Source organism: Ensifer sp. SSB1, assembly GCF_016652895.1.
In the GTDB taxonomy this organism is placed as follows: Bacteria; Pseudomonadota; Alphaproteobacteria; order Rhizobiales; family Rhizobiaceae; genus Ensifer.
In genome coordinates, this window is record NZ_JAEPRP010000016.1 from 32,727 (window position 1) to 57,835 (window position 25,109).

The window sequence follows — 25,109 nt, forward strand, 5'->3', positions numbered from 1 at the left end:
GACGTCGAGGCCGCAACGGACACAGGCGTAATGTGATTTATGGCGGCTGATGCCGCTTTAAGGTCCCTGCAGCAGAAGATTTTCTTTAAGAAGGATCTCGATGCGGATCCTCTCCTGCGAAGCCAGGAGCTCGCGGTGGTCGGCACGGGCGCGCATGATGCGCAGCGCGCTTCGCACCGCATGGCCGGGATCCTGGGCGATCAGGGCATCGATGCGGTCATCCATCAGCGCCCGCTCGCTGAAGGGCGTGCGTTCGTGGGCAACGACGGTGAGTTGACGGGAGCCCTGCGCATTCCCGACCGCCGTCAATGGCGCCCGCGCCTCGGAACTTAAGACGTAGACGGCGAGGGTATCCGGATTGTGCTCCAGTGTCCGGTGAATGATCAGTTCGGCGCGCTTCTCGTCGGCATAGGTTTCGAGTGAGGGCAGGCATTGGAGATGCGGGAACTGCGCGTTGATGATGCTGTCGAAGCCGAGGCGGCGCTGAATGCTGTCGAGCGCCATCATGGTTTCCGCCACGATCATGATCTTGCCGGACCGGTTGCCGATGAAGCGGCCTGCGATCTTGCCGGCCGTGGCGCCTGCCGCAAAATTGTCGATGCCGACATAGTCGGCGCTTTCCAGCCGTTCCTGGCCCGACAGGAACTGCACGACCTTTACGCCCCGCTCCACGAGCCGCACGAGCGCGTCGCGGACCTGCGGCGATTCCGGTGCCATCACCGCGACGCCATCGACGGCTTCGTGGTCGATGAGGCTCAGATACTTTGCGACGTGGTGCGGATCTGTCATCGGTATCTGCACGACTTCCACCTCGGTGGAATCGGCGCGTAGCGCATCGCGTGCCTCGGTGACGCGCCCGATGAGCTCGCTCAGATATTGATCGCCCGACACGGGAAGGACGAAGCGAAACCGGTAGGTCTTGTTGCGCGCCAGTGCAACGGCGGCCGGATTCCTGACAAAGCCGATGCGCTCGATGGCATCGTTGACCTTGCGAAAAGCCTTCTTGCTGACATTCGGGCGGTCGTTCAGCACACGGTCGACGGTGGCCAGGCTTACGCCGGCGGCCTCTGCCAGGTCTTTCGCGGTAGGACGCATTCTATCGCTTCTCTTTGCTCTCGGTCCTTCAGGGCGATTCCTCCAACAAAAGCAACCGAAAATCAAGAATTGATGTGCGCACCTCAAAATTTGCTTGCATTGAGGTGCGCACCTCAATATGAATCATGCTGTGGCCACCTGAGGAGTGCGTGAGGCCACGAAGCGGTACGCGGAAGCCGAACCCATGCGGGAACGTCGCTTCGCGGCTGCTATTCGCCACAGGCGTTTTCAGCTTCCGATGGAGGTCGGAAGGAACGGGGAGGAGGCCCCAGCTATGGAACTTCGTCATTTCAAATCACTGGCTGCATTTGGCGCGTTGCTCGCTGCAAGTGCCGCAAATACCGGCCACGCAAGCGCAGCCGAGCTGACCCTCTGCTGGGCGGCCTGGGATCCGGCAAACGCTCTTGTCGAACTCAGCAAGGACTTTGAGGCCAAGAGCGGCATCAAGATGAAATATGAGTTCGTGCCGTGGCCGAACTTCGCTGACCGCATGCTCAACGAGCTGAACTCCGGCGGCAAACTGTGCGACCTGATGATCGGCGACAGCCAGTGGATCGGCGGCGCCGCGGAAAACGGTCAATACGTCAAGCTCAACGATTTCTTCGACAAGGAAGGGATCAAGATGAGCGACTTCATCCCGGCAACCGTGGTCGGTTATGCCGAATGGCCGAAGAACTCGCCGAACTACTGGGCGCTGCCGGCGTTTGGCGACGTCGTCGGCTGGAGCTACCGCAAGGACTGGTTCGCCCGTCCCGAGCTGCAGGCCGAGTTCAAGGGCAAATATGGCCGCGACCTCGCTGTGCCGAAGACCTTTGCCGAACTCAAGGACATCGCCGAATTCTTCCAGAAGCGGGAGATCGACGGAAAGACGGTCTACGGTGCTGCGATCTATACCGAGCGCGGGTCCGAAGGCATCACCATGGGTGCGATGGACGTGCTCTACAGCTTCGGCTTCGAGTATCAGAACCCGAACAAGCCCTACGAGCTCGAGGGATATGTGAATTCCGCCGAGGCGGTGCAAGGGTTGGAGTTCTATAAGACGCTCTACGACTGCTGCACCCCGCCCGGGCATTCCGACGCTTACATGTCCGAGGACATCGACGCCTATAAATCCGGCCAGGTCGCGCTGCACATGAACTTCGCCTTTACCTGGCCCGGCATCAATGCCGACGCCAATGTCGGTGGCGCCAAGTCTGGCTATTTCCCGAACCCGGCCGGTCCGGATGGCGTCGCCTTTGCACAGCTCGGCGGCCAGGGCATCTCCGTGGTCGCGGCGTCCGAAAAGCAGGACGATGCGCTCGCCTACATCAAGTGGTTCGCCCAACCGGAAATCCAGCAGAAATGGTGGCAGATGGGCGGCTATTCGGCGCTGCGTAAGGTGGTCGAAGATCCGGGCTTTGCAACGAGCCAGCCCTATGCTCAGACCTTCCTCGACTCCATGGCGATCGTGAAGGACTTCTGGGCCGAGCCCTCCTATGCCTCGCTGCTCCAGGCGACGCAGAAGCGCTTCCACGACTATGTGGTTGCCGGCCAGGGCTCTGCCCAGGATGCGCTCGACGGTCTTGCCAAGGATTGGACGCAGATCTTCGACGACGAAGGCAAGTACTGACGCCATCAAGGCCGTGGCTGCGCACCTCCCAGCGCGTCATGGCGCGACACGGAGCCGGGGATTTTCCCCGGTTCTGTCGCCGCAACTTGCATGTTTCCTCCAATCGTTGCCGCTTGAAGGACAAAACATGCAGCAATTCAAAGTGTTGCAGCGACCTTCGCGCGTTCAACGAGAAGCCCGGCGCTGCAGTCAACTGAGGGAATACCAATGCTGAAATCCACAGTGGACCGGGTCGCCGGAGCGACGCCGCATGCCATTGCCAAACGGGTGCGAGGTCTGTCGGATCGCTCGTTGGCCTGGTTGTTCGTGGCTCCTTCGATCGTCCTGCTTCTGGCGGTCAACATCTTCCCGCTGATCTGGACGGTCCGGCTGAGCTTTACGAACTTTCGCGTCAATCGGCCCAATGCCGAGGTCGAATTCGTCGGGCTCAAGAATTACTTGAGCATCTTGTCTGACAAGGACATCTGGTTGACAATGCAGGCGACGGCCCACTTCCTGATCTGGACGATCGTCCTTCAGGTGCTGATCGGCTTTTCTCTCGCCTATCTGATCAACAAGAAGTTCCGTGGCAACGATCTATGGACGACGATCATCGTGCTGCCGATGATGCTGAGCCCGGCGGTCGTCGGCAATTTCTGGACATTTCTCTATCAACCGCAGATCGGTCTCTTCAACTACGCGGTCGGCTTTCTCACCGGTGCCGATCCGTCGAGCTTTTCGATGATCGGCGACGTGTCGCTCGCGCCTTGGGCAATCGTCATCGTCGACACCTGGATGTGGACGCCTTTCGTGATGTTGATCTGCCTTGCGGGGCTGCGCTCCATACCGAGCAGTATTTATGAGGCGGCCGAATGCGATCGCGCCAGCAAATGGCGGCAATTCTGGACGATCACCATTCCGCTGGTGCTGCCGTTCCTGATGCTCGCCGTGCTTTTCCGCGGCATCGAGAATTTCAAGATGTTCGACCTGGTGGTGCAGTTGACCGGTGGGGGGCCGGGATCGATCACCGAGCTCACCTCGATCAACCTGAAACGTGAGGCCTTCGAGAAGTGGCGCACGGGCTACGCCTCTGCCTATGCCGTCATCCTCTTCGTTACCGTCTTCGGCTTGGCGTCGATCTACGTCAAAGCCCTGAACAAGGTCAAACAACGATGAGCTATTCCGTTACCGAGCCGTCGCGGCGGCAGAAATGGTGCGCCGGGATCCTGGTCGTTGGCTACGCCCTGATCACGATCCTGCCGCTTGTCTGGATCATCGCGACGAGCTTCAAGTCGCCGTCCGACGCGATCGCCTATCCGCCGAAGACCTTCTTCACGCCGACGGTGGAAGGCTATGTCAACGTCTTCACGACACGCACCCGGCTCAGCGAGGAGCAACTGAAGGCCGTCGGCGAGCCGCAGACCTGGTATGACAAGCTGGTTCGCAAGGATGGCCTGGTCATCTCCGGTCCGTCGCGCTTTTCCGAGCGGTTCACCAACTCGGTGATCATCGGCTTCGGCTCGACGGTGCTCTGCATCGTGCTCGGCACGGCCGCCGCCTACGCCTTTTCGCGTTTCAAGGTTCCACTGAAGGACGATCTGCTGTTCTTCATCCTTTCCACGCGCATGATGCCGCCGATCGCCGTTGCCATCCCGATCTTCCTGATGTTCCGGTCCTTGGGCTTGAACGACACGCATGCGGGCATGATCTTACTTTACACCGCCGTCAATCTTTCGTTGTCGGTCTGGCTGCTCAAGGGCTTCATCGACGAGATCCCGGTCGAATACGAGGAGGCGGCTCTCATCGATGGCTACACCCGCTTCCAGGCGTTCTACAAGGTGGTGTTGCCGCAGGCGGCGACCGGCATCGCCTCCACGGCGATCTTCTGCCTGATCTTTGCCTGGAACGAGTACGCCTTCGCGGTGCTTCTGACCTCGGGCAACGCCCAGACGGCGCCGCCTTTCATCCCGACCATCATCGGTGTCAGCGGCCAGGATTGGCCGGCCGTTGCGGCCGGAGCGACCCTGTTCCTTGTCCCGGTTATGGTCTTCACCATTCTTCTGCGCAAACACCTGCTGCGCGGCATCACCTTCGGAGCCGTACGCAAATGACAAGATTTTTCAACGGATTGCTGCATTTGCGCCGCGGCGCCTGGGAAATGGTGGCGTCGGCGCTGATTGCCACTGGCGTCTTCATGCTCATGCAGCCCTTCGCGCTCGTCCTCTACTCATGGTCCTTCGTCATAACCTTGCTGGGCACGGTGATGTTCATCATCGTCAGCCATTTTCCGGAGTAAGCCGATGGCGCAGATCAGAATTCAGAACGTGCGAAAGGAGTTCGGCGCCTTTACCGCGGTGCGCTCTTCGAGCTTTACCATCGAGGATGGTGAGTTCTTCATGCTGCTCGGCCCATCCGGCTGCGGCAAGACGACGACCTTGCGCATGATGGCGGGCCTGGAACTGCCGACGAGCGGCGAGATCTTCATCGACGGTGAAGAGGTCGGGATGAAACCCGCCAGCAAGCGCGACATCGCCTTCGTCTTCCAGATGTTCGCGCTCTATCCGCATATGAATGTCCGCAAGAACATCTCCTATCCGCTGGTGAGCCAAGGCTTGCGCGGCGAGGAGGTCAGGTCGCGCGTCGCCGAAGTTGCCCGCATTCTCAAGATCGAGAACATTCTCGACAAGCCCGTCGGTGGGCTCTCGGGTGGCGACCGGCAGCGCGTCGCGCTCGGGCGCGCGATCGTGCGGCGTCCGAAGGCCTTCTTCATGGACGAACCGCTGGGCGCGCTCGACGCCGAGTTCCGCGAGCACATGGCCGAAGAGTTGCGGGCGCTGCATGATCGCATGGGCGCGACCACCGTCTATGTGACCCATGACCAGCTCGAAGCTATGCAGATGGGCGACAAGATTGTCGTCATGAACCACGGCGTCGTCGAACAGTTCGGCAAGCCGCAGCAGATCTACGACTGGCCCGCGACGAAATTTGTGGCTCAGTTCATCGGCTCGCCGCCGATGAACTTCCTCGACTTCGAAGGGATGATCGGTGTCGGCGGCGGTTCCATCGATCTCGGCGGCATCGAGGTCAAGGTGCCAACGTCACGGGAAGGCCGCGCCGGAAGGTTGACGCTCGGCGTTCGCCCGGAGCACGTGAAGTTCGTCAGCGATGGCACCTACCGGGGACGGGTGAGTGCGGTCGAATACCTCGGGACCACGCAGATCGTAACGCTCGCAACGAGCCACGGCGAACTGAAGGCGCGCATCCCATCGGGTCACGGGGTTAAGGAGGGCGAGCAGGTGGGCCTCGAGTTCGACGCGAGGACGCTTTCGATTTTCGACGCGGAGACCGGCAAGGTGCTGCTATCCGACGGCAATGAAGGAGTGCTCAGACATGGCTGAAGTCGTCCTGGAAAACGTGACGAAGTCGTTTGCCGGCACAGTCGCTCTCGACAATGTCTCATTGACTGTACCCGACGGCTCCTTTGTCGTGCTGCTCGGGCCGACCGGTGCCGGAAAGACGACGACGCTGAGAATGGTTTCGGGCCTCGACACGCCCGATCGCGGCGAAGTCTACATCGATGGACAGTCGATGCGTGGGTTGGCGCCCGCCGAACGCAACGTTGCCATGGTCTTCCAGCAGTATTCGCTCTATCCACATCTCACCGTTCGTCAGAATCTGGAGTTTCCGCTGAAATCTCCCCAATTGAAGACGCCGAGAGACGAGATCGACCGGAAGGTGAGGGAAGTTGCCGAGGTTCTGCAGATCGCGCACAAGCTCGACAACAAGGCAACTGCGCTGTCAGGCGGGGAGATGCAGCGCGTTTCCATCGGCCGTGCCCTCGTTCGTGAGCCGCAGATTTTCCTCATGGACGAGCCGCTGAGTTCGCTCGACGCCAAGCTCAGGGCCGACCTTCGCATCGAGCTCAAGCGCATTCAGGCAAGGTCCGGGGCAACGCTGCTCTATGTCACCCACGATCAGATCGAGGCGATGACGATGGCGACCCATGTCGGCGTGCTGAATGAGGGCAGGCTCGTGCAATTCGGCTCGCCGCGCGAAGTCTATGAGCGCCCGGTCAGCGTCTATGCCGCCACGCGCCTCGGACAACCTCGGATCAACGTGCTTCCGGCCGATATTTTCGCCGGCGCCCCCTCGGGCGCAGCAAGCATAGGTCTCCGGCCGGAGCACATCCGCCAGGGCGAAGGGGAGGAGGCGCTGGTCAAGCGCGTCGAGCATCTCGGCGACCAGACACGTCTGCACCTGACCTTCAGGAAACACGACCTCATCACAGTCACGGACGCCCACACGCCGCTTAAGGGCGGTGAAACGATCAAGATTCAACCTTCGAAGCCGCTCTACTTCGACGCGGCAGGCATGCGTTTGGCTTAAGGAGCTCGAAATGGCGCAATTCATCAACAAGCGGGAAGATGTCGTGACGGAAGCGATCGACGGCGTTCTGGCACTGTCCGGCGGCGCGCTCACCCGCCTTGACGGCTATCCGCATATCCGGGTCGTGCTGCGCACCGACTGGGATAAGTCCAAGGTCGCGATCGTCTCGGGCGGCGGATCCGGCCATGAGCCTGCCCATGTCGGTTTTGTCGGGCGCGGCATGCTGACGGCCGCCGTCTGCGGCGATGTCTTCGCCTCGCCGAGCGTTGACGCCGTGCTGGCCGGCATCCTTGCCGTGACCGGTCCGGCCGGCTGCCTGCTCGTCGTCAAGAACTATACCGGCGACCGGCTGAACTTCGGCCTTGCTGCCGAGCGCGCCCGCGCGTTCGGGCTGAAGGTCAGTATGGTGATCGTCGGTGACGACATCGCGCTTCCCGACCTGCCGCAGGCCCGCGGCGTTGCCGGTACCCTGTTCGTGCACAAGATCGCCGGTGCGCTCGCCGAACGCGGCGCCGACCTCGAAACGGTGACGGCTGCCGCCAAGAAGGTGATTGCCGGCACGCACAGCATCGGCATGTCGCTGGATACCTGCCGCGTTCCGGGCTCGCCAAAGGAAGAGCGGATTCCGGAAGGCAAGGCGGAGCTTGGCCTCGGCATTCACGGTGAGGCCGGTGTGGAACAGATCGACTTTGCTGGCGCCCGTGCGTCGGTGGCGACCATGGCGGAGCGACTGGCGGCCGTCATGGGCGAAGGCCAGCACGTCGCCCTGATCAACAATCTCGGCGGCACCTCGGTTCTCGAAATGTCTGTGCTTGCCCATGACCTCATCCACCTGCCGCTCGGAAAAAAGATCACCCACACGATTGGCCCGGCGCCGCTGATGACGTCGCTCGACATGCAGGGCTTCTCGGTCTCGGTCTTTGCGGCCGACCAGGCGGAACTGGAACTTCTGAAGGCGCCGGTGGCGATCGCCGCCTGGCCGGGCGTGTCAGAGGTCCGGCCGGTCGCCGTTGCCGCCTTGCCGGATGGATTGACCCCAATCACGCCGATGGCATCCGAACATCGCGCGACGCGCGCGTTCCTGATCGATTGCTGCAAGGTCTTGATCGCCGCCGAACAGGATCTCAATGCCCTCGACGCAAAGTCCGGCGATGGCGATACCGGCTCGACGCTCGCCGGTGCCGCCCGGGCGCTGATCAATGCCATCGATCGACTGCCGCTTTCGGATCACACTCAGCTCCTGCGGGCGATCGGCCAGGAGCTCAGCCAGACCATGGGTGGTTCCTCCGGCGTGCTGCTTGCCATTTTCTTCGCAGCCGCCGGCGACGGAGCATCCAGCGGGCTACCGATGCGCGAGGCGCTTCGCACCGGGCTTGCGCGCATGCAGGAGATCGGTGGCGCCAAGATCGGCGACCGCACGATGATCGACGCGCTGTCTCCGGCGCTCGATGCACTCGAAGACAGCGTGATCGCGGCAGCGGCGGCCGCGCGATCGGGGGCGAACTTCACCTCGACCTTGACGCGCGCCAAGGCCGGCCGTGCGGCCTACATCAATGCAAAGCAGCTTGAAGGCCATGTCGATCCGGGCGCCGAGGCCGTCGCCCGACTGTTCGAACATCTGGCCGCCTAGGCTGGTATCACCTTGCGAAGGGGCCGCCGAACCTGGTGTTCGGCGGCGAAAACGCTGACGCAGGTCGTCCGTTCGTGACGGCACAGTCCCGGAAGCCTGTCCGGGGACATCTCCTCGGATGCGGAAGACGCGCTCATGTCAGGCCTCATCGCGCAACCGCACGGTTGACAGTAACAGGGGTATGTGCCGGCCATCCGAATATCCATCAAAGGCAGCTCGGTTCCCTCGGCCGCAATTCCCGTTTCGACAGCGCGTGAACGGACGAGGGTAACTTCGCGCCACCATAGGCATCCCCGCAAGGCCGGGGGCAGGCTATTGCAAAGATCCGGATATTTTCGCCTGCCTCTTGCCAACACGAAATCTCTCATGGTAACGTTCCCACAGAATTCAATGAGGCCCGGGAGAGGTGTCGTTGAACTTCGGGAGGAAGTCCATGAACAACGCGACCGGTCGAAGGGCGACCATCATAGACGTTGCCAAACGCGCAGGCGTTTCGAAGAGCACCGTCGCGCGTGTTCTGGGCGGTTCCGCCAATATTTCCGAGGAAGCGCGCGATCGCGTGCTGAAGGCTGTCGCCGCAACGGGCTACGAGCCCAATCAGCTTGCCGTCGGCATGCGCTCCGGCCGCAGCGGTCTGCTCGGGATCGTCATTCCTGACATTACCAACCCTTTCTGGGCCGAAGTTGCCCGCGGCGCGCAGGATCGTGCGGCAAAGGACGACATTTCGCTTTTGATCTTCTCGTCCGATTGGGACGCGCACAAGGAGGCGACCCACCTGCGGGCCCTGCGTCGTGCCCGCGTCGACGGCGCGATCATCAATCCCGTCGCGGACAATTTCGACGATCTCGATCGTTTCGGCATGCCCTTCGTTTTCATCGGTTCGAGCGCCGAGCGTTTCCCCGATACCTTGAGCGTCGGTTCCGACATCGCGCAGGCGGTTCGGCTCGGCATGGATATTCTCGTCGAGCGCGGTCACCCGGCGCCGGCCTTGATGCTCGGGCCGAGGTCGCGCCTGGCGCGCGCTCGCTTCCTGCGTTCCGTCCACGAGCACTGCATCGCCCGCGATGTCGATCCCGAAGTCCTGCTCGTCGAAGAGTCCGACTATACGGTCGAGGGCGGGCATAGCGCGATGGCCCGCCTGCTTACGAAACCCTGGAAAGGAAACCGCGCCGTGTTCGTTGCAAACGACCTCATGGCGCTTGGAGCGATGATCGCCGTTCGCGAAGCGGGGCTGCGGTGCCCTGAGGATATCTCGATCCTTGGCTTCGACGGCATTCCGGCCGGGGCCTTTTCGTGGCCGGGCCTGACGACCATCGAGAAACCCGGCCGGCAGATCGGCATTCGCGCGGTCGAATGTCTGATCGACCAGATCGCCGGTGGACGCCAACGCGAACGGATCTATCTGCCGTGCCGATTGGTGGAGCGCGGCTCTGTTGCCGATGTTTCCGGGGCGGCATCCGTACGCATGGCGGCAGGGAGGTAAGTAATGGCGGTAAGCAACGAACTTGTGGTGAACGCAACAATGTCACGAAATGGGAACGTTCCCAAAATTCGACGCCAAAGCCTGTCGAAAAGCGTGCGGCAATGGTGGCCCTATTACCTGATGATGGCGCCCGGCCTGATCTTCTTCGTGATCTTTCATTACTTTCCGATCTGGGAAGCCAAGATCGCCTTCGAGCAGCTGCGCATCATCCCGCCGAACATCTGGGTCGGCATCAAGCATTTCCAGACGCTCTTCTCATCGCCGATCTTCTGGCAGGTTCTGGCGAACACGCTGATCATCTCGACGATGAAAATCGTCTTCTTCTTTCCGATCCCGATCATCGTTGCGCTTTTGCTCAACGAGATCAGGGGAGGCGCCTTTCGCAAATTCATCCAGTCGGCGATCTACCTGCCGCACTTCCTGTCCTGGGTCGTCATTGCCGGCGTGTTCATTGCCGTGCTCTCGCCAAGCGACGGCGCGGTCAACGATATCATCGGTTTCTTCGGCCTGCAGCCGGTCTCCTTCATGACCGATACCGGCTCCATCCGCTGGGTACTGGTCTTCTCGGAGATCTGGCGCTCGGCCGGCTGGGACAGCCTGCTTTATCTGGCCGCGATCATCGCCATCGACCAGGAACTTTATGACGCGGCCGAGATCGACGGTGCTAACCGCTGGCAGAAGATCCGCTACGTCACCATTCCGGGCATCGTGCCGACCATTGCGACACTCTTCATTCTGAATGCCGGCATGTTCCTGAATGCCGACCTCAATCAGGTGATCAACTTCTCCAACGACGTGGTGCGCGCGAAGATCGATATCATCGACACCTATGTCTATCGCATTGGCCTGCAGACGGGCGAATACTCGCTCGCAACGGCCGCGGGTCTCTTCAAGGCCCTGCTCGGCATGCTGATGATCGTCGCTGCACACCTTCTCTCGAAACGTCTTACTGGCAAGGGGGTATGGTGATGGCCGCCCACAACGTCCGCAGAACGCCGCTCGAGCGGCTCGAATATGCGATCATCGTCTCGACGCTCATGTTCCTTGTCGTGCTGACGGTCCAGCCGCTCCTCAACCTGCTCGCCATCTCGTTTTCGGATCCGGGCAAGGTAGCTGGGATGAGCGGCCTGACTGTCGTCCCGAATGGCTTCTCGACCGAAGTCTGGAACCTGCTGATCAACAACTCCGCCGTTCAGCGTGGTCTCTTCAACTCGATCTTCATCACGCTGGTCAGCACCTTCCTTGGTGTCGTGTTGACGGCGCTGATGGCCTGGGCGCTTTCGCGTCCCGGTCTGCCTGGCCGGCGCATCATCTTCGTCTTCGTGCTGGTCACGATCGTCTTCGAGCCCGGCATCATCCCCGACTATTTCATCAACAAGCGCCTCGGTCTGCTCGACAGCTACTGGTCGCTGATCCTCTTCAAGGTCGTCAACGCCTGGTACCTGATCATTCTGGTGCGCTTCTTCGAGGAAGTGCCGAAGGAACTGATCGAAGCCTCAGAACTCGACGGTGCCAATCCCTTCCAGATCTTCTGGTACGTGGCGCTGCCGCTTGCCAAGTCGGCGCTTGCGACCATCGCTCTCTTCTATTTCGTCTTCCACTGGAACGAGTTTTTCCGGGCGATGATCTATCTCAACGACCAGTCGAAGTGGCCGCTGCAGGTCGTTCTCCGCCAGTTCGTGGTCGAAGGCGACAAGCTCGCGATGGTCGGGGTCGTCGACAGCAACAATTACACCGGTGCGAGCCAGATCAATATTCGCGCGCTGAAGGCAGGCATGATCCTGCTGACCATCGCGCCGATCCTCGCGATTTACCCACTCATCCTGAAGTTCTTCACCAAGGGCACCATGAGCGGTGCGCTGAAGGGCTGACGATGCAGAACCGAAACATAAAGGCCAAAGCATATTGGGAGGAACAAACATGCTTGGAAAACTGATCCTGGGCGCAACCACCGCCGTCGCTCTGATGGCGAGCGTCGCGATGCCCGCCTTCGCTGACCCGGTGACGATCCGCGTCGTCTCTAAGGACCTCACGACGAGCAATCCAGACGATGTGAAGCTCATGAAAGCCTATGAGGAGGCGCTGAAAGCCAAGGGCACCGACATCCACATCCAGGTCATCGACCTGCCGTCCTCGGGCTACGCCGACAAGCTGAGCGCCATGCTTCTGTCCGGCGATATCCCGGATCTGATCTATTTCCAGGGCGGCGATGCCAAGATGGCCGAGCAGGGCGTACTCGAGGACTGGAACAACTGGCTGCCGAAGACGACCTATCTGAAGGACGCGCTCTTCCCGCACAATGTCGAGCGGCTGAAGAACTATCCCTATCTTCTTTATGTCTACCCGCCGCGTATGCCGCAGCCGGTGATCCGTACGGATTGGCTCGAAAAGTCGGGTGTTGCGGCACCCAAGACGACCGACGACTACGTCACCCTCTTCAAGGCGATCAAGGACGGCGACCTCGACGGCAACGGCAAGGCCGACAGCTACGGCGTCACCACTGCCGACAACACCCAGGAGCTTGACGCCATCTTCAACCAGGCTTTCGGCGTGACCGGCACCTGGTTGAAGAACGATGCTGGCGAATGGATCCATGCCCGAGTCTCGGCAGCGGAAAAGGCGAAGATCGCCTTCTATGCGTCGCTGCGTGAGCAAGGCCTCTATGATCCGGAATTCATCACCACCAAGTGGGACGTCAAGGAAGACAAGTTCTATTCCGGCCGTGCCGGCGTGATCTTCGGTTCTTCAGCGGAAGTCATCGACATCTATGGCGGCAAGATGCGCCAGGCCCATCCTGACGTGACGCTGAGCCTGCTTTCGCCGCCCAAGGGTCCGGCCGGCCAAGGCCTGATGGCGCTCGACGTCTCCAAGGAAGCGCGTGGACTCGCGATCGCGACGACCTCCGAACACAAGGAAGAGGTGGTCAAGCTGCTCGATTTCATCGCCAGCCCCGAGGGCCAGGCGATCGAACGGCTCGGCTTCGAAGGTGAGCAGTACACCAAGGACGGCGAGACCATCAAGCCGACCGACAAGCTCGCAACCTGGTACGCCCGCTTCCTCGTTGCCGCCAACTGGCAGCCGCCGGTGCAGTGGCTGAGCGAGGCTGCGCAGCAATCGCTGAAGACGATCTCAGCCGACTTCAAGCCGGACAACGCCTTCGTCTGGCCTGCCGAATACGCCACCGACATCGACGCCACGGAAAACGTCTACCGGGCCTGGGTCTACAAGTTCGTCTCCGGTGAAGCCAAGATGGACCAGTGGGACCAGTTCGTTTCCGAATGGAATGCTGCCGGCGGCGAGAAAATGACCGAATATGCAAGGACGGTTCTCAATGACAAATGATGCTCAAGGGCTCTCCCTCAAGGGACGGGTTCGGGCGCTTCTCTTTGGCGTCGCTTACGGCGACGCCATCGGGGCGCCGGTCGAAAAACTCTCCGCCGCGGAAATTCGCGAGCGCTATGGCCGGGTGGCGTCGCTCGATACCGAGTGGCACCGCATGAAGCAGAGCGAAGCGGCCCGCAACGGCCGTGTCCGCGGCGGCGGTATCGTCACCGACGATACGCTGATGACACTCTGCGTCATGTCGATCTACGACGACGTGAAGCGTCATCTCGATGCCTGGGACATGGCCTCGGGCATGGTGCGCGAGATTGCCTGGACGCCACGCTGGGTGCCCGAACTGCAGCGCGAAACGATGCTGATCGAACGTCTGTTCTACCCGGAGAAGTGGATCTTCCAGCGCCATCAGCTTTCGGGCTGCGACCCGCGCCAGGGCGGTGTCGGCAACATGGTGAACTGTGGTGCTGCGATGTACATCGCGCCGATCGGTGTTGCCAATGCCTGCGATCCGAAGGCTGCCTATGATGAGGCGATCGCCTTTGCCTCCGGCCATCAGCAGAGTTTCGGCCTGGAGGCTGCCGGCGTACTGGCAGCAGCAGTCGCTGCCGCATTCGTGCCGGGGACCACGCTCGATACCGTCATCGAAGAAACGCTGGCCGTCGCCAAGGACGGAACGCGCGATGCGATCGCTGCTATCGTCGAGGCTGCGCGCTCGTTGAAGGGCGCGGATCATGCGACTGTCGTCGCCGAATTCCACCGCATCATCGCGCGCTATTCGCCCATGGGCGACAACGTGCAGCACACGCCGCAGAAGGCAGGCATTGCAACCGACGCCTACCAGCCGTCGCGCCTCCATTCGATCGAGGAGTTGCCGCTGGCGCTCGGCTTTGCCGTCGTCAACGACGGCGATTTCTACAAGACGATCGTCGACGGCATCAATTCCGGCCGCGACACGGACTCCATCGGCGTCATGGCGGGTGCGATCCTTGGCGCCATGTACGGCGAAAGCATCATAGACCGGGCGATGGCCTCCCAGCTCGACCGCGTCAACAGGCTCGATCTCTTCCGATCGGCCGATGCCTTTACCGCTACGGTGACCGCAATCCAGGCGGCGGACCGCACACGCGAAACAGCGCGGGCGCAGGCGCGCGCGGGGCTCTTTCCCGCCCCCGAACTCACCCAGGTTTCCAGTCTCTAGAATTTGAAAGTATCCGATGCTCAGCACCACAGAAATCTTCGAGCGTATCTATTCCGGTTTCATCGGCAAGGCGATCGGCGTGCGCTTGGGCGCACCCGTCGAGCCGACGATCTGGAGCTATGAACGCATCCGGGACACCTATGGCGAGGTGACGGAATATCTGCGCGATTTCAAGAATTTCGCAGCGGATGATGACACCAACGGCCCGGTCTATTTCATCCGGGCGCTGCGCGATTACGGCCTCGGTGCCACGGCCGAAGAGGTCGGCAAGACATGGCTGAACTATGCAGCCGAAGAACACGGCATGTACTGGTGGGGTGGCTTCGGCAACTCGACCGAGCATACCGCCTACCAGAACCTTCGCGCCGGCATCCCGGCGCCGCAGTCCGGCTCGATCGCCCAGAACGGCACGACGGTTGCCGAACAGATCGGCGGCCAGATCTTTATCGACAGCTGGGGCTGGGTGCATCCGGCCGACCCGAAGAAGGCTGCCGAAGCCTCAGCACTTGCGGCAAGTGTCGCCCATGACGGCGAGGGCCTGCATGGCGCCCGCTTCTGTGCCGCGGCCATCGCCCAGGCCTTCGTTGCCAGGAGCATCGAGGACGTGATCGAAACGGGTCTTGAGACAATCCCGGGCGACTCGCTTTATGCCAAGGTCTCGCGCGCGGTGCTGCGTTTCTACGACAGCAACCCCAATGACTGGCGCGCCTGCCGCGACATGCTGACGGCGGATTGGGGCTATGACCGCTATCCCGGCGTCTGCCACATCATTCCGAATGCCGGCGTGCTCGTCATGAGCCTGATCTACGGTCAGGGCGATCTGCCGCGCACCGTCGAGATTGCCACCATGGCCGGCTGGGATACGGACTGCAACGCCGGCAATGCCGGTGCGATCGTCGGCACCCTGCAGCAGGTGCGCCCAAGCTGGGACAAGTACCGCAAGCCTATCAACGACTTCGTCGTCGCTTCCGGCGTAACCGGCACGGTCAACGTCGTCGACATTCCCTCCTTTGCCCGCGAACTGACCGTGCTGGCGCTCCGTCTGCAGGGACGTGAAGTTCCAGCACTCTGGGTCGAGGATTTCGAGCGCCGCGGTGTGCGCTTTGATTTCGATGCTCCGGGCGCTACCCATGGCTTCCGCACCGAGCCCTTCAACCAGATCGCGGTCAAGGCATCGGCGGAGCGCCACACGGACAATGCCAAGGGATCGCTGGAAATCCTCCTCGACCGTCTTGAGCGCGGGCATGGCGGACGCATCTTCTGGAAGCCCTTCTATCGCCGCTCCGACTTCGACGACGAGCGCTACCGCCCGATGTTCACCCCGCTTGCCGATGACGGCCAGACAGTGAAGTTCAAACTCTGGCTCGACCCGTGGAACGGCGACGGCAATTTGCGCGTGGCACCCTATGTTCGCCGCGCCATGAGCGGCACCATTCAGGAAACCGGCGCCTGGCATGTGCCTTCGGCGAATGGCTGGCAGGATTATGAGTTCACCATTCCCGATGGCAATGGCGAGGCGGTCGACGAAGTCGGCATCCTGGTCGAATATTTCGGTCGCCTGAAGTTCCTTGGCCGGCTGTTCCTTGCGGACTTCTCCGTGTCCGGCAAGGGCCGCGTCGTTATCGATCCGGCGAAGGAAGCGCACGAATGGGGCGGCATTACCCGCTTCACCTGGAACCGAGGTCATTGGAGCCTGCAGCAGGGCCGCATCCATGCCCATACGGCAACCGACGCGGACGCCTGGACGGGCAATGCCTATCTGCGCGACGTCAGCGTCAAGGCCGAGCTTCAGCCGCACTCGGGTGCCTCGCACCTGGTGGTGGCGCGCGCTCAAGGCGCGAGCCGCTTCTATGCGGCCGGCTTTGAGAACGGCGAAGCCGTGATCCTTCTGGAAAACCACGGCACGAAGGTCCTCGCACGCTGCCCGTTCCGTATCGACTACGGTCGGAGCTATGCGGTCGATCTCACGGTCGAGGGCGGCAAGCTGACGCTCTCCATTGACGGCGAGCGGGTGCTTCAGGCCGACGATGCGACGCTGCGCTACGGCATGGCCGGCCTGCGCATGGCGTCTGCCGGACGCATGTCGATCGGTCGGCTCGAGGTCGCCGAGCGCTAACGGCGCGACGCGGAAAGAAAAGGAGGAAACATGTCCGAGATAGAGCTCAGAAGCGTCGGCAAGAGCTACGGCAGCGTCGCCGTGCTTAACGACATCTCGCTGGAAATGGGCGATGGCGAATTCGTCGTGCTCGTCGGCCCTTCGGGCTGTGGCAAGTCCACGCTGTTGCGGATGATCGCCGGGCTGGAGGATATTTCAGCCGGCGAGATCACCATCGGTGGCAAGGTCGTCAACGACATGCCGGCGAAAGAGCGTGACATCGCCATGGTCTTCCAGTCCTACGCGCTCTATCCGCACATGAAGGTCGCGGAAAACATGAGCTTCGCGCTGAAGCTCGCCGGCGCGCCGAAGGCGGAGATCCAGAAGCGCGTGACCGAAGCGGCCGAAATCCTTGGTCTCGAAAAACTGCTGGACCGCCTGCCACGGGAACTCTCGGGCGGCCAGCGTCAGCGTGTTGCCATGGGCCGCGCCATCGTGCGCGACCCGCGCGCCTTCCTCTTCGACGAGCCGCTTTCCAACCTCGATGCCAAGCTGCGCGTGAAGATGCGCAGCGAAATCAAGAAGCTGCACCAGCGACTGCGCCGGACGATGGTCTACGTCACCCACGACCAGACCGAGGCCATGACCATGGCCGACAAGATCGTCGTAATGAACGGCGGGAAGATCGAGCAGGCCGGCGCCCCGCTCGAACTGTACAACGATCCCGCCAATCTCTTCGTCGCCGGCTTCATCGGCTCGCCGGAGATCAACCTCATCGAGGCGATCTCCGAGGGCGAGACGGCTTTGACCCGCGGCGGCGTCTCGCTGCCGCTCGGCCGGCAGGTACCGGCGGGCAAGCGGGTCGTCTGCGGTATCCGCCCGCAACACATCACGCTCGGCACAACGGGTGTGCGGGGCCGCATCAGCCTGGTCGAGCCAACCGGAGAGGACCAGGAAATCGTCGTCGACATGGGCGGCCAGGATATCTCGGTCGTCGTTCACGGCGGCAAGCTGCTTACGGCTGGCCAGGACGTGACCCTGACGATCGATGTCGACAAGGTTCTGCTCTTCGACAAGGACACCGGGGAGCGCATCAGATGAGCGGGTTTGCCAAGCGCCGGTTCGACGCCTCTGCCAAGGGGCCGCTTGTTGGTACACGTGTTCTGGATCTATCACGCCTTGTCGCCGGCAACATGCTGTCGCTGCAGCTCGCCGATGCCGGTGCCGACGTCATCAAGATCGAACCGCCGGCCGGCGATCCGCTTCGGGACTGGAAGGACGACGGCCATTCGCTCTATTGGAAGACCTATAGTCGCAACAAGCGCTCCGTCGTTCTGAACCTGAGGCAAGAGGCGGGGATGACGGCCCTCTGGGCGCTGATCGATACGGCCGATGTCTTCGTCGAGAATTTTCGGCCGGGAACGCTGGAGCGCATGGGGCTCTCACCGGAAGCGCTGCATGCCCGAAACCCCAACCTGATCATTGTGCGCATCTCGGGTTTCGGCCAGACAGGTCCCTATGCGCAGTTCCCCGGCTTCGGCACGATCGTCGAAGGCATGAGCGGATTTGCCTATCGCACCGGGTTCCCCGACCGCGAGCCCGTGCTCCCGCCGCTGGCGCTCGCCGACATGATCGCCGGCGTATACGGCAGTTCGGCCACTGTGACGGCGCTGCTCGCACGCGATCGCGGCTACGCAAAGGGGCAGGTGATCGACCTGTCCCTGCTGGAACCGATGTTTTCGGTACTCGGCCCCGAGGCGGCGATCTACCAGACGACCGGCAAGATCAAGGAGCGAGTCGGCAGCGCCTCCAACACGGCCGCCCCGCGCAACGTCTACCGCTGCCGCGACGGCAAATATGTAGCGTTGTCAGGCTCGACGCCCCAGGTCGCAAGGCGCATTTTCGAGATCATCGACCGCGCCGACATGAACCAGGACGCGCGCTTCGCAACCAACTCCGAGCGCGTCAGAAACCGGGACCTTGTCGATGAGGCTGTAGGCGGTTGGTTTGCCCGGCACGATCATGACGAGGCGTTGAAGATCATGCGCGAGGCCGGTGCTACGGTTGGGCCGATCTACAACATTGCAGACGCTGCGTCCGACCCGCATTTCGCTGAACGCGAAATCATCGTCGATGTGGAGGATGCCGAATTCGGCAGCCTCCCGATGCACAACATCGTGCCACGACTGTCTGAGACGCCGGGTGTCTGGCGGCGGCCCGCGCCCACGCTTGGAGAACACACGGCTGAAGTCCTTGCTGAAGCCGGACTGGATGCAGCCGCAATCGACCTCGTTCTGGCAGGAGAGGAGGCATGAGACTGCGGTCTCTTCTCTATGTGCCGGCCTCGTCCGAACGCTTCATCGCCAAAGCGCATGAGCGGGGTGCCGATGCGATTGTGCTCGACCTCGAAGATTCCGTCGCCCACAGTGAAAAGCAAGCGGCGCGCGCAGGACTGCCGCAGTCCGTACTCCTGGCGGGACGAGGTGGCGCCAAGGTGTTCGTGCGCATCAATGTCGCGCCGGAACTGCAGAGGGCGGATGCGGAGGCCGCTTGCCGCGCCGGTGCCTTCGGCCTGTTCATTGCCAAGACAAGTTCGCCGGAGCAGGTGCGCGAGCTCGCAGAACACCTGGAAGCGGCCGAGCGCGAACTCGGGCGCGATCCGCTTGCCTTCGTCGCATTGTTGGAGGATGCCGGCGCGGTGTTGGACGCAAGACCGATTGCCGCCTGCAAGCGGGTGCTGGGCCTCGTGGCCGGCGGCGAGGATATCGCCACCAGCATGGGGGCCGAGCCGCTGCCCGAGGTTCTGCGTCTGCCGAAGTTGCTCGTGCATCTCGCGGCCAAGGCGGAGGACAAGTTGTCGTTCGGGACACTGACGACCGTTGCAGACTATCAGCAGCGCGATGCCCTTGAAGCCGCCGCCCGCGAAGCGAGCCGCCACGGCTTTGATGGCGCAACCTGCATTCATCCCTCTGCCGTGCCGATCATGAATGCCGCGTTCTCGCCGAGTGAAGAAAAGGTCGCCTGGGCGCGCACCGTGCTCGACGCGGCGGCAGGTGCTGCGGCCAAGGGCAAGGGCGCTTTCCTGGTCGGTGATCGGATGGTGGATGCGCCGATTATCGAACGCGCCCGCCGCATCTTGCAGAAGATCGATTAGTCAGCTGGCGAAGATCGCCCTGTTATTCGGATCTCGACGCTAGAGGCCGGCGTTTCGAACGCCACAACGTGGCCTCGCATCGCCAGTGCAATGTTGCAGCAACGAAAACCGAATACCCGCGACCTTGGGAAATTGCCGGTGACGCTCTGCGTCCCGGTTCAGCCGAGATAGTGGGAGCCATCCATGCAGCATGTCGTGCGCCGAACGACAGCAAGCCACTCGTGGCCGTTTCTTCTCCGGCAATCATGCGTCTTCACGTCAATATCGCATTAATGCCGCGGTCATCGATCGGCGCCGGCGATCTTTGAAGGCGAGGGATACCGCTTCGTCTCTCTGGATGAGGCTCAGATGCATCGTGCCTTGTGACCGAAAGCCTGACTTTGCCACCGTAAACGGGCCTATGTGGGGCTATCGGTGGGCCAGGGAGCGCGGCATCAAGGTGGATGGCAGTAAGGAGCAGGAGCCACCGGCATGGGTGTCAAACTACACGGAAAGCGGTGAAACACCCTAGCCGACGGCTGCTCTAGATTACATGGCGTCCTTACCCTTCATGGCGTTGTCCATGTGGGTCTTGCACTTCGCCGTATCCTTTGCCGCCATGGCTTCCTTGGCCATGGCCAGCTCCTTGGTGGCCATCTCCTTCTTGGTTGCGTCGGTAATGGAGTTCACATCCGTTTCCAGTTTTGTCATGCCGGCCTGATCGCAGGCCATGTCTGTCTGGGCCATGGCGGCGCCGGTGAGAGAAGTGGCCATGACGGCCGCAATCAGAAGTCTATTGAACATTGCATCTGTCTCCTGTTTCGGGGGGGATTTCGCGCCCCAAACCAGCGGGCGAAAACTACGTTCCCTTGAAGGCAACAAATGCCGCCGGCGCCTTGCATTTCAGCGTCTCGGGCGGAACCAAAGCGATCTCCCAACGTTACTCGTTTGCAAGGGGAGGCACAGGATGAAACACGCCGATATCCGAACAGTCGACAACTCCCAGGCCAGGCATATCTGGGACGTTTCGGACTATTGCCGGCGCACCGGCATTCACAGGACCGAAGAGCAGCGCCTGATCAAGGTGCTCGGCAGATATGCAACGAGCCATGAGCTTCAGATGAACATTGTACGCGCTCAGACGCGCATACGCTGATTGCTCGACACAGGCATACACGGTCGAACTGCCCGTTCGGGCGGCTGCATTCTCTCATCTATTCATTCGCATGCGTGTCGTAGCAGCCCCGCTCGGCGGGGCTAGTCTACGAACTTGACGATCACGCCGGGTTTGACCATCCCTGCCAATTCCTCCGCATCCCAGTTCGTCAAGCGAACGCAACCGTGCGATCCGGATTTGTCGATCATCGATGGCTCTGGCGTGCCGTGGATACCGTAGGTTGGCTTCGATAGATCGATCCAGACGCTGCCGACAGGGTTGTTCGGGCCGCCGGGCAAGGTCAGGATCTTGCGGTTGTCGCCCTGCCGGAAGTTGATCTTCGGATTGTAGACATAGGGAGGCATGTGAGCGACCCCCTTGACCTTGTGCGTCCCGGAGGGCGAGGGGGTCTCCCGGCTCCCGATTGTGGCCGGATAGGCTGCGATCAGGTTGCCGTCACTGGCGAAGGCCATGAGTTGGCCGGAGCGCCGATGGGCTTCGATGCGTTTGACCGTGCCTTTCCTTGGCGCACCGGGGATCACGACGGACACCGTGTCGCCAACCGAAAACGTCGAGGCGGCATTGAGCGCCTTGAGGAGATCGATGTCCATGTGAAAGCGCTCGGCGAGCTTCTCCGCGACGCTCGTAAATCCGAGCTGATCCATTTTCGCCTGCTCGGAATAGTCTTCAGGGATCGTGGCAACGAGCCCCTTGGTGTCTGCTTCGGAAACGAGGTAGGGCTGCACCACGAGCGCCTCGTCCGTAAGGCGCCTGATGACATCGGGATCGAGTTTGCCGTCTGCGGGCAGACCCTGCATGGCCTCGAAGGCTGCAATCGCCTTGAGAACGTTCTCACCGTCAAAACCGTCTATCACGCCCGGTGATGCACCCGCGCGGTCCAGGAGAACTTGAAGCCGAACGATGGCGGGATCGGGTTGATCCGAAGCGCCCGTCTTCGGTGCCAATGAAGTAGGTGCGATCGGAGCAGTGTTGATCGCATCCGGCAGAAGGGCTTGGGCTGAGGCCACACCGGCGGAAAACAGCATCAACAGCGCTGTCGGCAGGATCATTTTTTTCATGACCACTCAATCGCCTGCGCGCCGGATTTGTTCCCGCCCATTCACATGTCGCGGCTAGCCGGGTTCATGTCCTGGCAAGCCGGGACGATTTCGATTGAGGTCATGGCAACTTGTCGCGCCGGCCCGTTGGTGGCGGAAACACTTCGCCCCGCAAAACACAGGCCTCACGCTCCCTGCGATGGCGCGGAGCTAGTTGAGTACACGCATCGGTGCGCCGCGCCGGGGGAAGGACGTCGCCTCGGAACGCGCTCGCTCCAGCAACATGGCGTTTTCAAACAGGGTGCCCTCGTCGCAGATGCCGCCACGAAGCTGATCGTTGAGATAACGAACCAGCCGTCCTGCACGCAGACTGTTGGGCGGGATGTTCTGCCACAGGCAGACGCGGTCGAATGTTCGCTGGAGCATTTCAAGCTCGGTTGAATTCCATTGGCCGTTGATATCATTGACTGCCCGCTGCATTGAAACCTCCCTGGAGGCCGCGATTTCCGGCCCATCTTCCAGTTGACGCTCTCAGTTTCGCGCGGGACATCGCCGATATCGGCCTCGACCCACGAACCTTCTTGGAGGAGACAAGCTTCAATCGCCCGACCTCCCATGCAGTCATTCCCGGCCGTCGGCTCTGGGGCCACGACCGGCCGGTCAATCTATACCTCTTCATGGAATTAAGCCAGTGACGCTGGGTTGCTCTTCGCTAAGCCCCCCCATCGAATGTTCTCGTGACGAAGCAGCAAGAAAGCGTCCCTTTGATCGATGTCGCATCAATGTTGCAGGGGGCTGACGAATACCGATTGCGTATACATTTCTGGTGCCTCGCTGCTGGAATATGCAGCCGAGCCCAGACTGACCAATGACGGAGTTGCCCCATGGAGTCCGGCATAGCGGACGAACTCGAAGCAAGCGGTGCCGCAGTGCCATGTTAACTGAAGGTGCCGGAGATCAGGCGGCACCAGTGTTCTCCGGCAATGCCGTTGAAGAACCCTTGTCCTTCCCGGGATACTTGGATGATGGCCGGATCACGGGAGTGGAGGACGGTTGAGTAGACATGGACAAACGCAATCCGGCGTCCGAGCATGGCTTCCATCAGTGCTGGCTGCGTCCGACCCCTGAGGCCCGGAAGGTTGCGTTTGGCGGCGTGACCGACCAGGCAGTCGATAACCGGTCCGGCCTGGCCGGGCAGCGCCAGCACCTGCAGGACCCTTCCGATTTCCCCGGCTCTAACGTAATAGGCGAAGGCACCGACGAGCGTGCCGGTGCGTGTCGTGACCAGCGCGTAGACAAGTGTGCCGTGTTCGGGCTTCTGCTCCGCATCGCCGAGAATGTAGTCGAGTTGCCCTTCAGCCCAGTCGGGGCGCAGCGGGAACTGTCCGATGAAGCGATCGACCACGGCGGCAAAGCCGTTGCGATCGGTTTCCTGAGCTGTGAAGCCGGCCTGGCTTGTGCCGGCGGTTGACACGGCGGACCAGCGTTGTTCGCCCGGCGCCATCCGCTTGCGGTAAGCGCCGTCAACGGCACGCGCAATGGGCGCTGCGAGCCGCGCCGGCCCGATGCGGTTCGACGCAACGCTTAGGCTGAAGGACGCGGGCTGGATGACGCGCACCCAATCGAGACTGTATTGCGGCAGGACGACACCCCGAAGGCGCGTCCACATCTGGGCCGAGACGTCGCTTGCGGTTTCGCTGAAAGAGAGATCCTGCGGGCCGGCGAGAAAGGCCTTGAGGATGCGCGCCCCGGCCAAGGGATCGTTCTCGTGATCCTCGACCATCAGCGAGCCGCAGATCGCTGCCCGCAGCCGGCGGCCATTCAGGAGCATGGGCAGGACGTTGACGCCGACGAAACCGGAGATGGCGCCGTTGTCGTTGACGTGCACAAGCGGGCGTATCTCGGGATCGCAGCCGGGGGCGTCGAGGTAGAGCTGCTGCATGTAATCGGCAAGTGCCGGCGGTGGTCGGCCCTGGTCATTACGGAACACCCGCTGGAACATGCCTGCAATCGCTGGAATGTCCGCACGTTCAAGCGAACGGATTTCGCTCATTTTCACTCGCTTCTGACCGCAAAAAAAAGGTACGAAATATATGCCGGCTCGCTACCGGCCCCACCGCATATCAGTTCGGGAATGTAAGCTATTGATTCGAACTAGACGTTGTCGCCCTGCAAACAAACTTTCCGGCAGCAAAAGCGGTATAGATTCTCATTGTTAGGCCAGCGACACCTGAGCCAGTGGCATGGGCTCCATGGCAGTCGCCTTTCGTCGTTATTGCTCCTGCATGTGCAGCTTCACGGCTCCATTGATGCATTCGGGGTGCCAATTGGTGCCACGGCGCAAATTGGTCCCGAAGTCACCAACACCAATGGACCGCAGCCGCGGTGCTGGGTGACGCTATAGTTGCATTAGAATATTCTGAGATTTGAGTGCGCGCCAAGTGGGTAAGACCTTTGCCAAGTCCTATAGGACTAAGGTCCGATTTGAGAAATGCGGACCCACGAAAGAATGCACTGCACAAGGGGCTGCGGCAAGCCCTCTGGCCCATGGAGTTCCAGAGAGGAAGGTCAATGACGACCGAAGGCTGAATGATGGCCACTAAGGCGCTCATTCTTTTAGGCAGGCCGCACTGGGGTTGCGTGTGCTCCGGGGCGGCCATGCCAGATGAACCACGACCTACCAGGTTTGGCGACCGTACCAATCATCGACCTCGCTGCGGGCGCGGTCCCTTTCGATCCCGTAGAGCTCCTGAATTCGGCCTTCGAGCTGCTCCCGGTTGCCGGCGATCTGGTCAAGATCGTCGTCGGTGAGCCTGCCCCACTGCTCCTTGATCTTGCCTTTGACCTGCTTCCAATTCCCTTCGATACGGTTCCAGTCCATTCATGGATCCTCCTCAATCTTGAGACGCCACCCCAACTCGCAGATGCCGAATTGGTTCTCTCCAGGC

Annotated in this window: 23 protein-coding genes; 17 read left to right on the top strand and 6 right to left on the bottom strand. The window is 61.5% G+C overall.

All coding sequences use genetic code 11. The features are described from left to right. Positions 1–57 precede the first annotated feature (57 nt). Positions 58–1,095 carry a LacI family DNA-binding transcriptional regulator gene (locus tag I8N66_RS06280; RefSeq protein ID WP_291151015.1) on the bottom strand — a complete coding sequence of 346 codons (1,038 nt, stop codon included), beginning with the start codon at positions 1,093–1,095 and terminating at the stop codon, positions 58–60. Between the two features lie 274 nt (positions 1,096–1,369). On the opposite strand from I8N66_RS06280, the gene I8N66_RS06285 reads away from it, so the two are divergent. The 16 genes from I8N66_RS06285 to I8N66_RS06360 all read left to right on the top strand — a co-directional run bounded on the left by I8N66_RS06285 (position 1,370) and on the right by I8N66_RS06360 (position 19,968). Further along, positions 1,370–2,704, top strand: a complete 1,335-nt coding sequence (locus tag I8N66_RS06285) for an extracellular solute-binding protein (protein WP_291151017.1) — start codon at positions 1,370–1,372, stop codon at positions 2,702–2,704. Between the two features lie 207 nt (positions 2,705–2,911). Further along, entirely contained in the window at positions 2,912–3,859 is a 948-nt protein-coding gene (locus tag I8N66_RS06290; RefSeq protein ID WP_291151019.1) for a sugar ABC transporter permease, read from the top strand. Continuing rightward, the gene (locus tag I8N66_RS06295; protein ID WP_291151022.1) at positions 3,856–4,794 is read left to right on the top strand and encodes a carbohydrate ABC transporter permease; all 939 of its coding nucleotides are present in this window, start codon (positions 3,856–3,858) and stop codon (positions 4,792–4,794) included. Before I8N66_RS06290 ends, I8N66_RS06295 begins: the two co-directional genes overlap by 4 nt. Then, positions 4,791–4,979 carry a hypothetical protein gene (locus I8N66_RS06300; RefSeq protein ID WP_291151025.1) on the top strand — a complete coding sequence of 63 codons (189 nt, stop codon included), beginning with the start codon at positions 4,791–4,793 and terminating at the stop codon, positions 4,977–4,979. The genes I8N66_RS06295 and I8N66_RS06300 overlap by 4 nt, the downstream gene beginning before the upstream one ends. 4 nt (positions 4,980–4,983) lie before the next feature. Then, complete coding sequence (locus I8N66_RS06305) at positions 4,984–6,081, top strand: ABC transporter ATP-binding protein (RefSeq protein ID WP_291151028.1); 1,098 nt, start codon at positions 4,984–4,986, stop codon at positions 6,079–6,081. Then, on the top strand, positions 6,074–7,069 hold the full coding sequence (locus I8N66_RS06310; RefSeq protein WP_291151031.1) for an ABC transporter ATP-binding protein: 996 nt from the start codon (positions 6,074–6,076) through the stop codon (positions 7,067–7,069). The genes I8N66_RS06305 and I8N66_RS06310 overlap by 8 nt, the downstream gene beginning before the upstream one ends. 10 nt (positions 7,070–7,079) lie before the next feature. Continuing rightward, entirely contained in the window at positions 7,080–8,699 is a 1,620-nt protein-coding gene (locus tag I8N66_RS06315) for a dihydroxyacetone kinase subunit DhaK (protein WP_291151034.1), read from the top strand. A 433-nt stretch (positions 8,700–9,132) separates the two neighbouring features. After that, a complete protein-coding gene (locus I8N66_RS06320; RefSeq protein ID WP_291151037.1) occupies positions 9,133–10,182 on the top strand; it encodes a LacI family DNA-binding transcriptional regulator in 1,050 nt (349 codons plus the stop codon). Between the two features lie 3 nt (positions 10,183–10,185). Beyond that, positions 10,186–11,151, top strand: a complete 966-nt coding sequence (locus tag I8N66_RS06325) for an ABC transporter permease subunit (RefSeq protein ID WP_291151040.1) — start codon at positions 10,186–10,188, stop codon at positions 11,149–11,151. Continuing rightward, positions 11,151–12,053, top strand: a complete 903-nt coding sequence (locus I8N66_RS06330; protein ID WP_291151043.1) for a carbohydrate ABC transporter permease — start codon at positions 11,151–11,153, stop codon at positions 12,051–12,053. The genes I8N66_RS06325 and I8N66_RS06330 overlap by 1 nt, the downstream gene beginning before the upstream one ends. A 49-nt stretch (positions 12,054–12,102) precedes the next feature. Beyond that, positions 12,103–13,524, top strand: coding sequence for an extracellular solute-binding protein (locus I8N66_RS06335; protein ID WP_291151046.1), 1,422 nt, complete (start codon positions 12,103–12,105; stop codon positions 13,522–13,524). Next, entirely contained in the window at positions 13,514–14,719 is a 1,206-nt protein-coding gene (locus I8N66_RS06340; protein WP_291151049.1) for an ADP-ribosylglycohydrolase family protein, read from the top strand. The genes I8N66_RS06335 and I8N66_RS06340 overlap by 11 nt, the downstream gene beginning before the upstream one ends. Before the next feature lie 16 nt (positions 14,720–14,735). Next, on the top strand, positions 14,736–16,835 hold the full coding sequence (locus I8N66_RS06345; protein ID WP_291151052.1) for an ADP-ribosylglycohydrolase family protein: 2,100 nt from the start codon (positions 14,736–14,738) through the stop codon (positions 16,833–16,835). A 30-nt stretch (positions 16,836–16,865) separates the two neighbouring features. Then, complete coding sequence (gene ugpC / locus I8N66_RS06350; protein WP_291151054.1) at positions 16,866–17,915, top strand: sn-glycerol-3-phosphate ABC transporter ATP-binding protein UgpC; 1,050 nt, start codon at positions 16,866–16,868, stop codon at positions 17,913–17,915. Then, positions 17,912–19,129, top strand: coding sequence for a CoA transferase (locus I8N66_RS06355; RefSeq protein WP_291151058.1), 1,218 nt, complete (start codon positions 17,912–17,914; stop codon positions 19,127–19,129). The genes ugpC and I8N66_RS06355 overlap by 4 nt, the downstream gene beginning before the upstream one ends. After that, entirely contained in the window at positions 19,126–19,968 is an 843-nt protein-coding gene (locus I8N66_RS06360) for a CoA ester lyase (RefSeq protein WP_291151061.1), read from the top strand. The genes I8N66_RS06355 and I8N66_RS06360 overlap by 4 nt, the downstream gene beginning before the upstream one ends. 528 nt (positions 19,969–20,496) lie before the next feature. Here I8N66_RS06360 and I8N66_RS06365 read toward each other — a convergent pair. Continuing rightward, positions 20,497–20,751 carry a hypothetical protein gene (locus I8N66_RS06365; protein ID WP_291151064.1) on the bottom strand — a complete coding sequence of 85 codons (255 nt, stop codon included), beginning with the start codon at positions 20,749–20,751 and terminating at the stop codon, positions 20,497–20,499. Positions 20,752–20,914: 163 nt separating this feature from the next. On the opposite strand from I8N66_RS06365, the gene I8N66_RS06370 reads away from it, so the two are divergent. Beyond that, a complete protein-coding gene (locus I8N66_RS06370; protein ID WP_291151067.1) occupies positions 20,915–21,103 on the top strand; it encodes a hypothetical protein in 189 nt (62 codons plus the stop codon). A 101-nt stretch (positions 21,104–21,204) separates the two neighbouring features. Here the strand turns inward: I8N66_RS06370 and I8N66_RS06375 are convergent, their stop codons facing one another. From I8N66_RS06375 to I8N66_RS06390, 4 genes are all read right to left on the bottom strand, one after another. After that, positions 21,205–22,182, bottom strand: coding sequence for a L,D-transpeptidase (locus I8N66_RS06375; RefSeq protein WP_291151070.1), 978 nt, complete (start codon positions 22,180–22,182; stop codon positions 21,205–21,207). A gap of 189 nt (positions 22,183–22,371) precedes the next feature. Then, on the bottom strand, positions 22,372–22,641 hold the full coding sequence (locus tag I8N66_RS06380) for a hypothetical protein (RefSeq protein ID WP_113538226.1): 270 nt from the start codon (positions 22,639–22,641) through the stop codon (positions 22,372–22,374). 457 nt (positions 22,642–23,098) lie between these two features. Further along, positions 23,099–24,214, bottom strand: coding sequence for a hypothetical protein (locus I8N66_RS06385; RefSeq protein WP_291151078.1), 1,116 nt, complete (start codon positions 24,212–24,214; stop codon positions 23,099–23,101). Positions 24,215–24,838: 624 nt separating this feature from the next. Then, positions 24,839–25,042, bottom strand: a complete 204-nt coding sequence (locus tag I8N66_RS06390; RefSeq protein ID WP_291151081.1) for a CsbD family protein — start codon at positions 25,040–25,042, stop codon at positions 24,839–24,841. Positions 25,043–25,109 lie beyond the last annotated feature (67 nt).

What these genes read in the sequence shown, in the direction of transcription:
- I8N66_RS06280 (WP_291151015.1), bottom strand. Translation starts at nt 1,095, where the DNA reads ATGCGTCCTACCGCGAAAGACCTGGCAGAGGCCGCCGGCGTAAGCCTG.
- I8N66_RS06285 (WP_291151017.1), top strand. Translation starts at nt 1,370, where the DNA reads ATGGAACTTCGTCATTTCAAATCACTGGCTGCATTTGGCGCGTTGCTC.
- I8N66_RS06290 (WP_291151019.1), top strand. Translation starts at nt 2,912, where the DNA reads ATGCTGAAATCCACAGTGGACCGGGTCGCCGGAGCGACGCCGCATGCC.
- I8N66_RS06295 (WP_291151022.1), top strand. Translation starts at nt 3,856, where the DNA reads ATGAGCTATTCCGTTACCGAGCCGTCGCGGCGGCAGAAATGGTGCGCC.
- I8N66_RS06300 (WP_291151025.1), top strand. Translation starts at nt 4,791, where the DNA reads ATGACAAGATTTTTCAACGGATTGCTGCATTTGCGCCGCGGCGCCTGG.
- I8N66_RS06305 (WP_291151028.1), top strand. Translation starts at nt 4,984, where the DNA reads ATGGCGCAGATCAGAATTCAGAACGTGCGAAAGGAGTTCGGCGCCTTT.
- I8N66_RS06310 (WP_291151031.1), top strand. Translation starts at nt 6,074, where the DNA reads ATGGCTGAAGTCGTCCTGGAAAACGTGACGAAGTCGTTTGCCGGCACA.
- I8N66_RS06315 (WP_291151034.1), top strand. Translation starts at nt 7,080, where the DNA reads ATGGCGCAATTCATCAACAAGCGGGAAGATGTCGTGACGGAAGCGATC.
- I8N66_RS06320 (WP_291151037.1), top strand. Translation starts at nt 9,133, where the DNA reads ATGAACAACGCGACCGGTCGAAGGGCGACCATCATAGACGTTGCCAAA.
- I8N66_RS06325 (WP_291151040.1), top strand. Translation starts at nt 10,186, where the DNA reads ATGGCGGTAAGCAACGAACTTGTGGTGAACGCAACAATGTCACGAAAT.
- I8N66_RS06330 (WP_291151043.1), top strand. Translation starts at nt 11,151, where the DNA reads ATGGCCGCCCACAACGTCCGCAGAACGCCGCTCGAGCGGCTCGAATAT.
- I8N66_RS06335 (WP_291151046.1), top strand. Translation starts at nt 12,103, where the DNA reads ATGCTTGGAAAACTGATCCTGGGCGCAACCACCGCCGTCGCTCTGATG.
- I8N66_RS06340 (WP_291151049.1), top strand. Translation starts at nt 13,514, where the DNA reads ATGACAAATGATGCTCAAGGGCTCTCCCTCAAGGGACGGGTTCGGGCG.
- I8N66_RS06345 (WP_291151052.1), top strand. Translation starts at nt 14,736, where the DNA reads ATGCTCAGCACCACAGAAATCTTCGAGCGTATCTATTCCGGTTTCATC.
- ugpC (WP_291151054.1), top strand. Translation starts at nt 16,866, where the DNA reads ATGTCCGAGATAGAGCTCAGAAGCGTCGGCAAGAGCTACGGCAGCGTC.
- I8N66_RS06355 (WP_291151058.1), top strand. Translation starts at nt 17,912, where the DNA reads ATGAGCGGGTTTGCCAAGCGCCGGTTCGACGCCTCTGCCAAGGGGCCG.
- I8N66_RS06360 (WP_291151061.1), top strand. Translation starts at nt 19,126, where the DNA reads ATGAGACTGCGGTCTCTTCTCTATGTGCCGGCCTCGTCCGAACGCTTC.
- I8N66_RS06365 (WP_291151064.1), bottom strand. Translation starts at nt 20,751, where the DNA reads ATGTTCAATAGACTTCTGATTGCGGCCGTCATGGCCACTTCTCTCACC.
- I8N66_RS06370 (WP_291151067.1), top strand. Translation starts at nt 20,915, where the DNA reads ATGAAACACGCCGATATCCGAACAGTCGACAACTCCCAGGCCAGGCAT.
- I8N66_RS06375 (WP_291151070.1), bottom strand. Translation starts at nt 22,182, where the DNA reads ATGAAAAAAATGATCCTGCCGACAGCGCTGTTGATGCTGTTTTCCGCC.
- I8N66_RS06380 (WP_113538226.1), bottom strand. Translation starts at nt 22,641, where the DNA reads ATGCAGCGGGCAGTCAATGATATCAACGGCCAATGGAATTCAACCGAG.
- I8N66_RS06385 (WP_291151078.1), bottom strand. Translation starts at nt 24,214, where the DNA reads ATGAGCGAAATCCGTTCGCTTGAACGTGCGGACATTCCAGCGATTGCA.
- I8N66_RS06390 (WP_291151081.1), bottom strand. Translation starts at nt 25,042, where the DNA reads ATGGACTGGAACCGTATCGAAGGGAATTGGAAGCAGGTCAAAGGCAAG.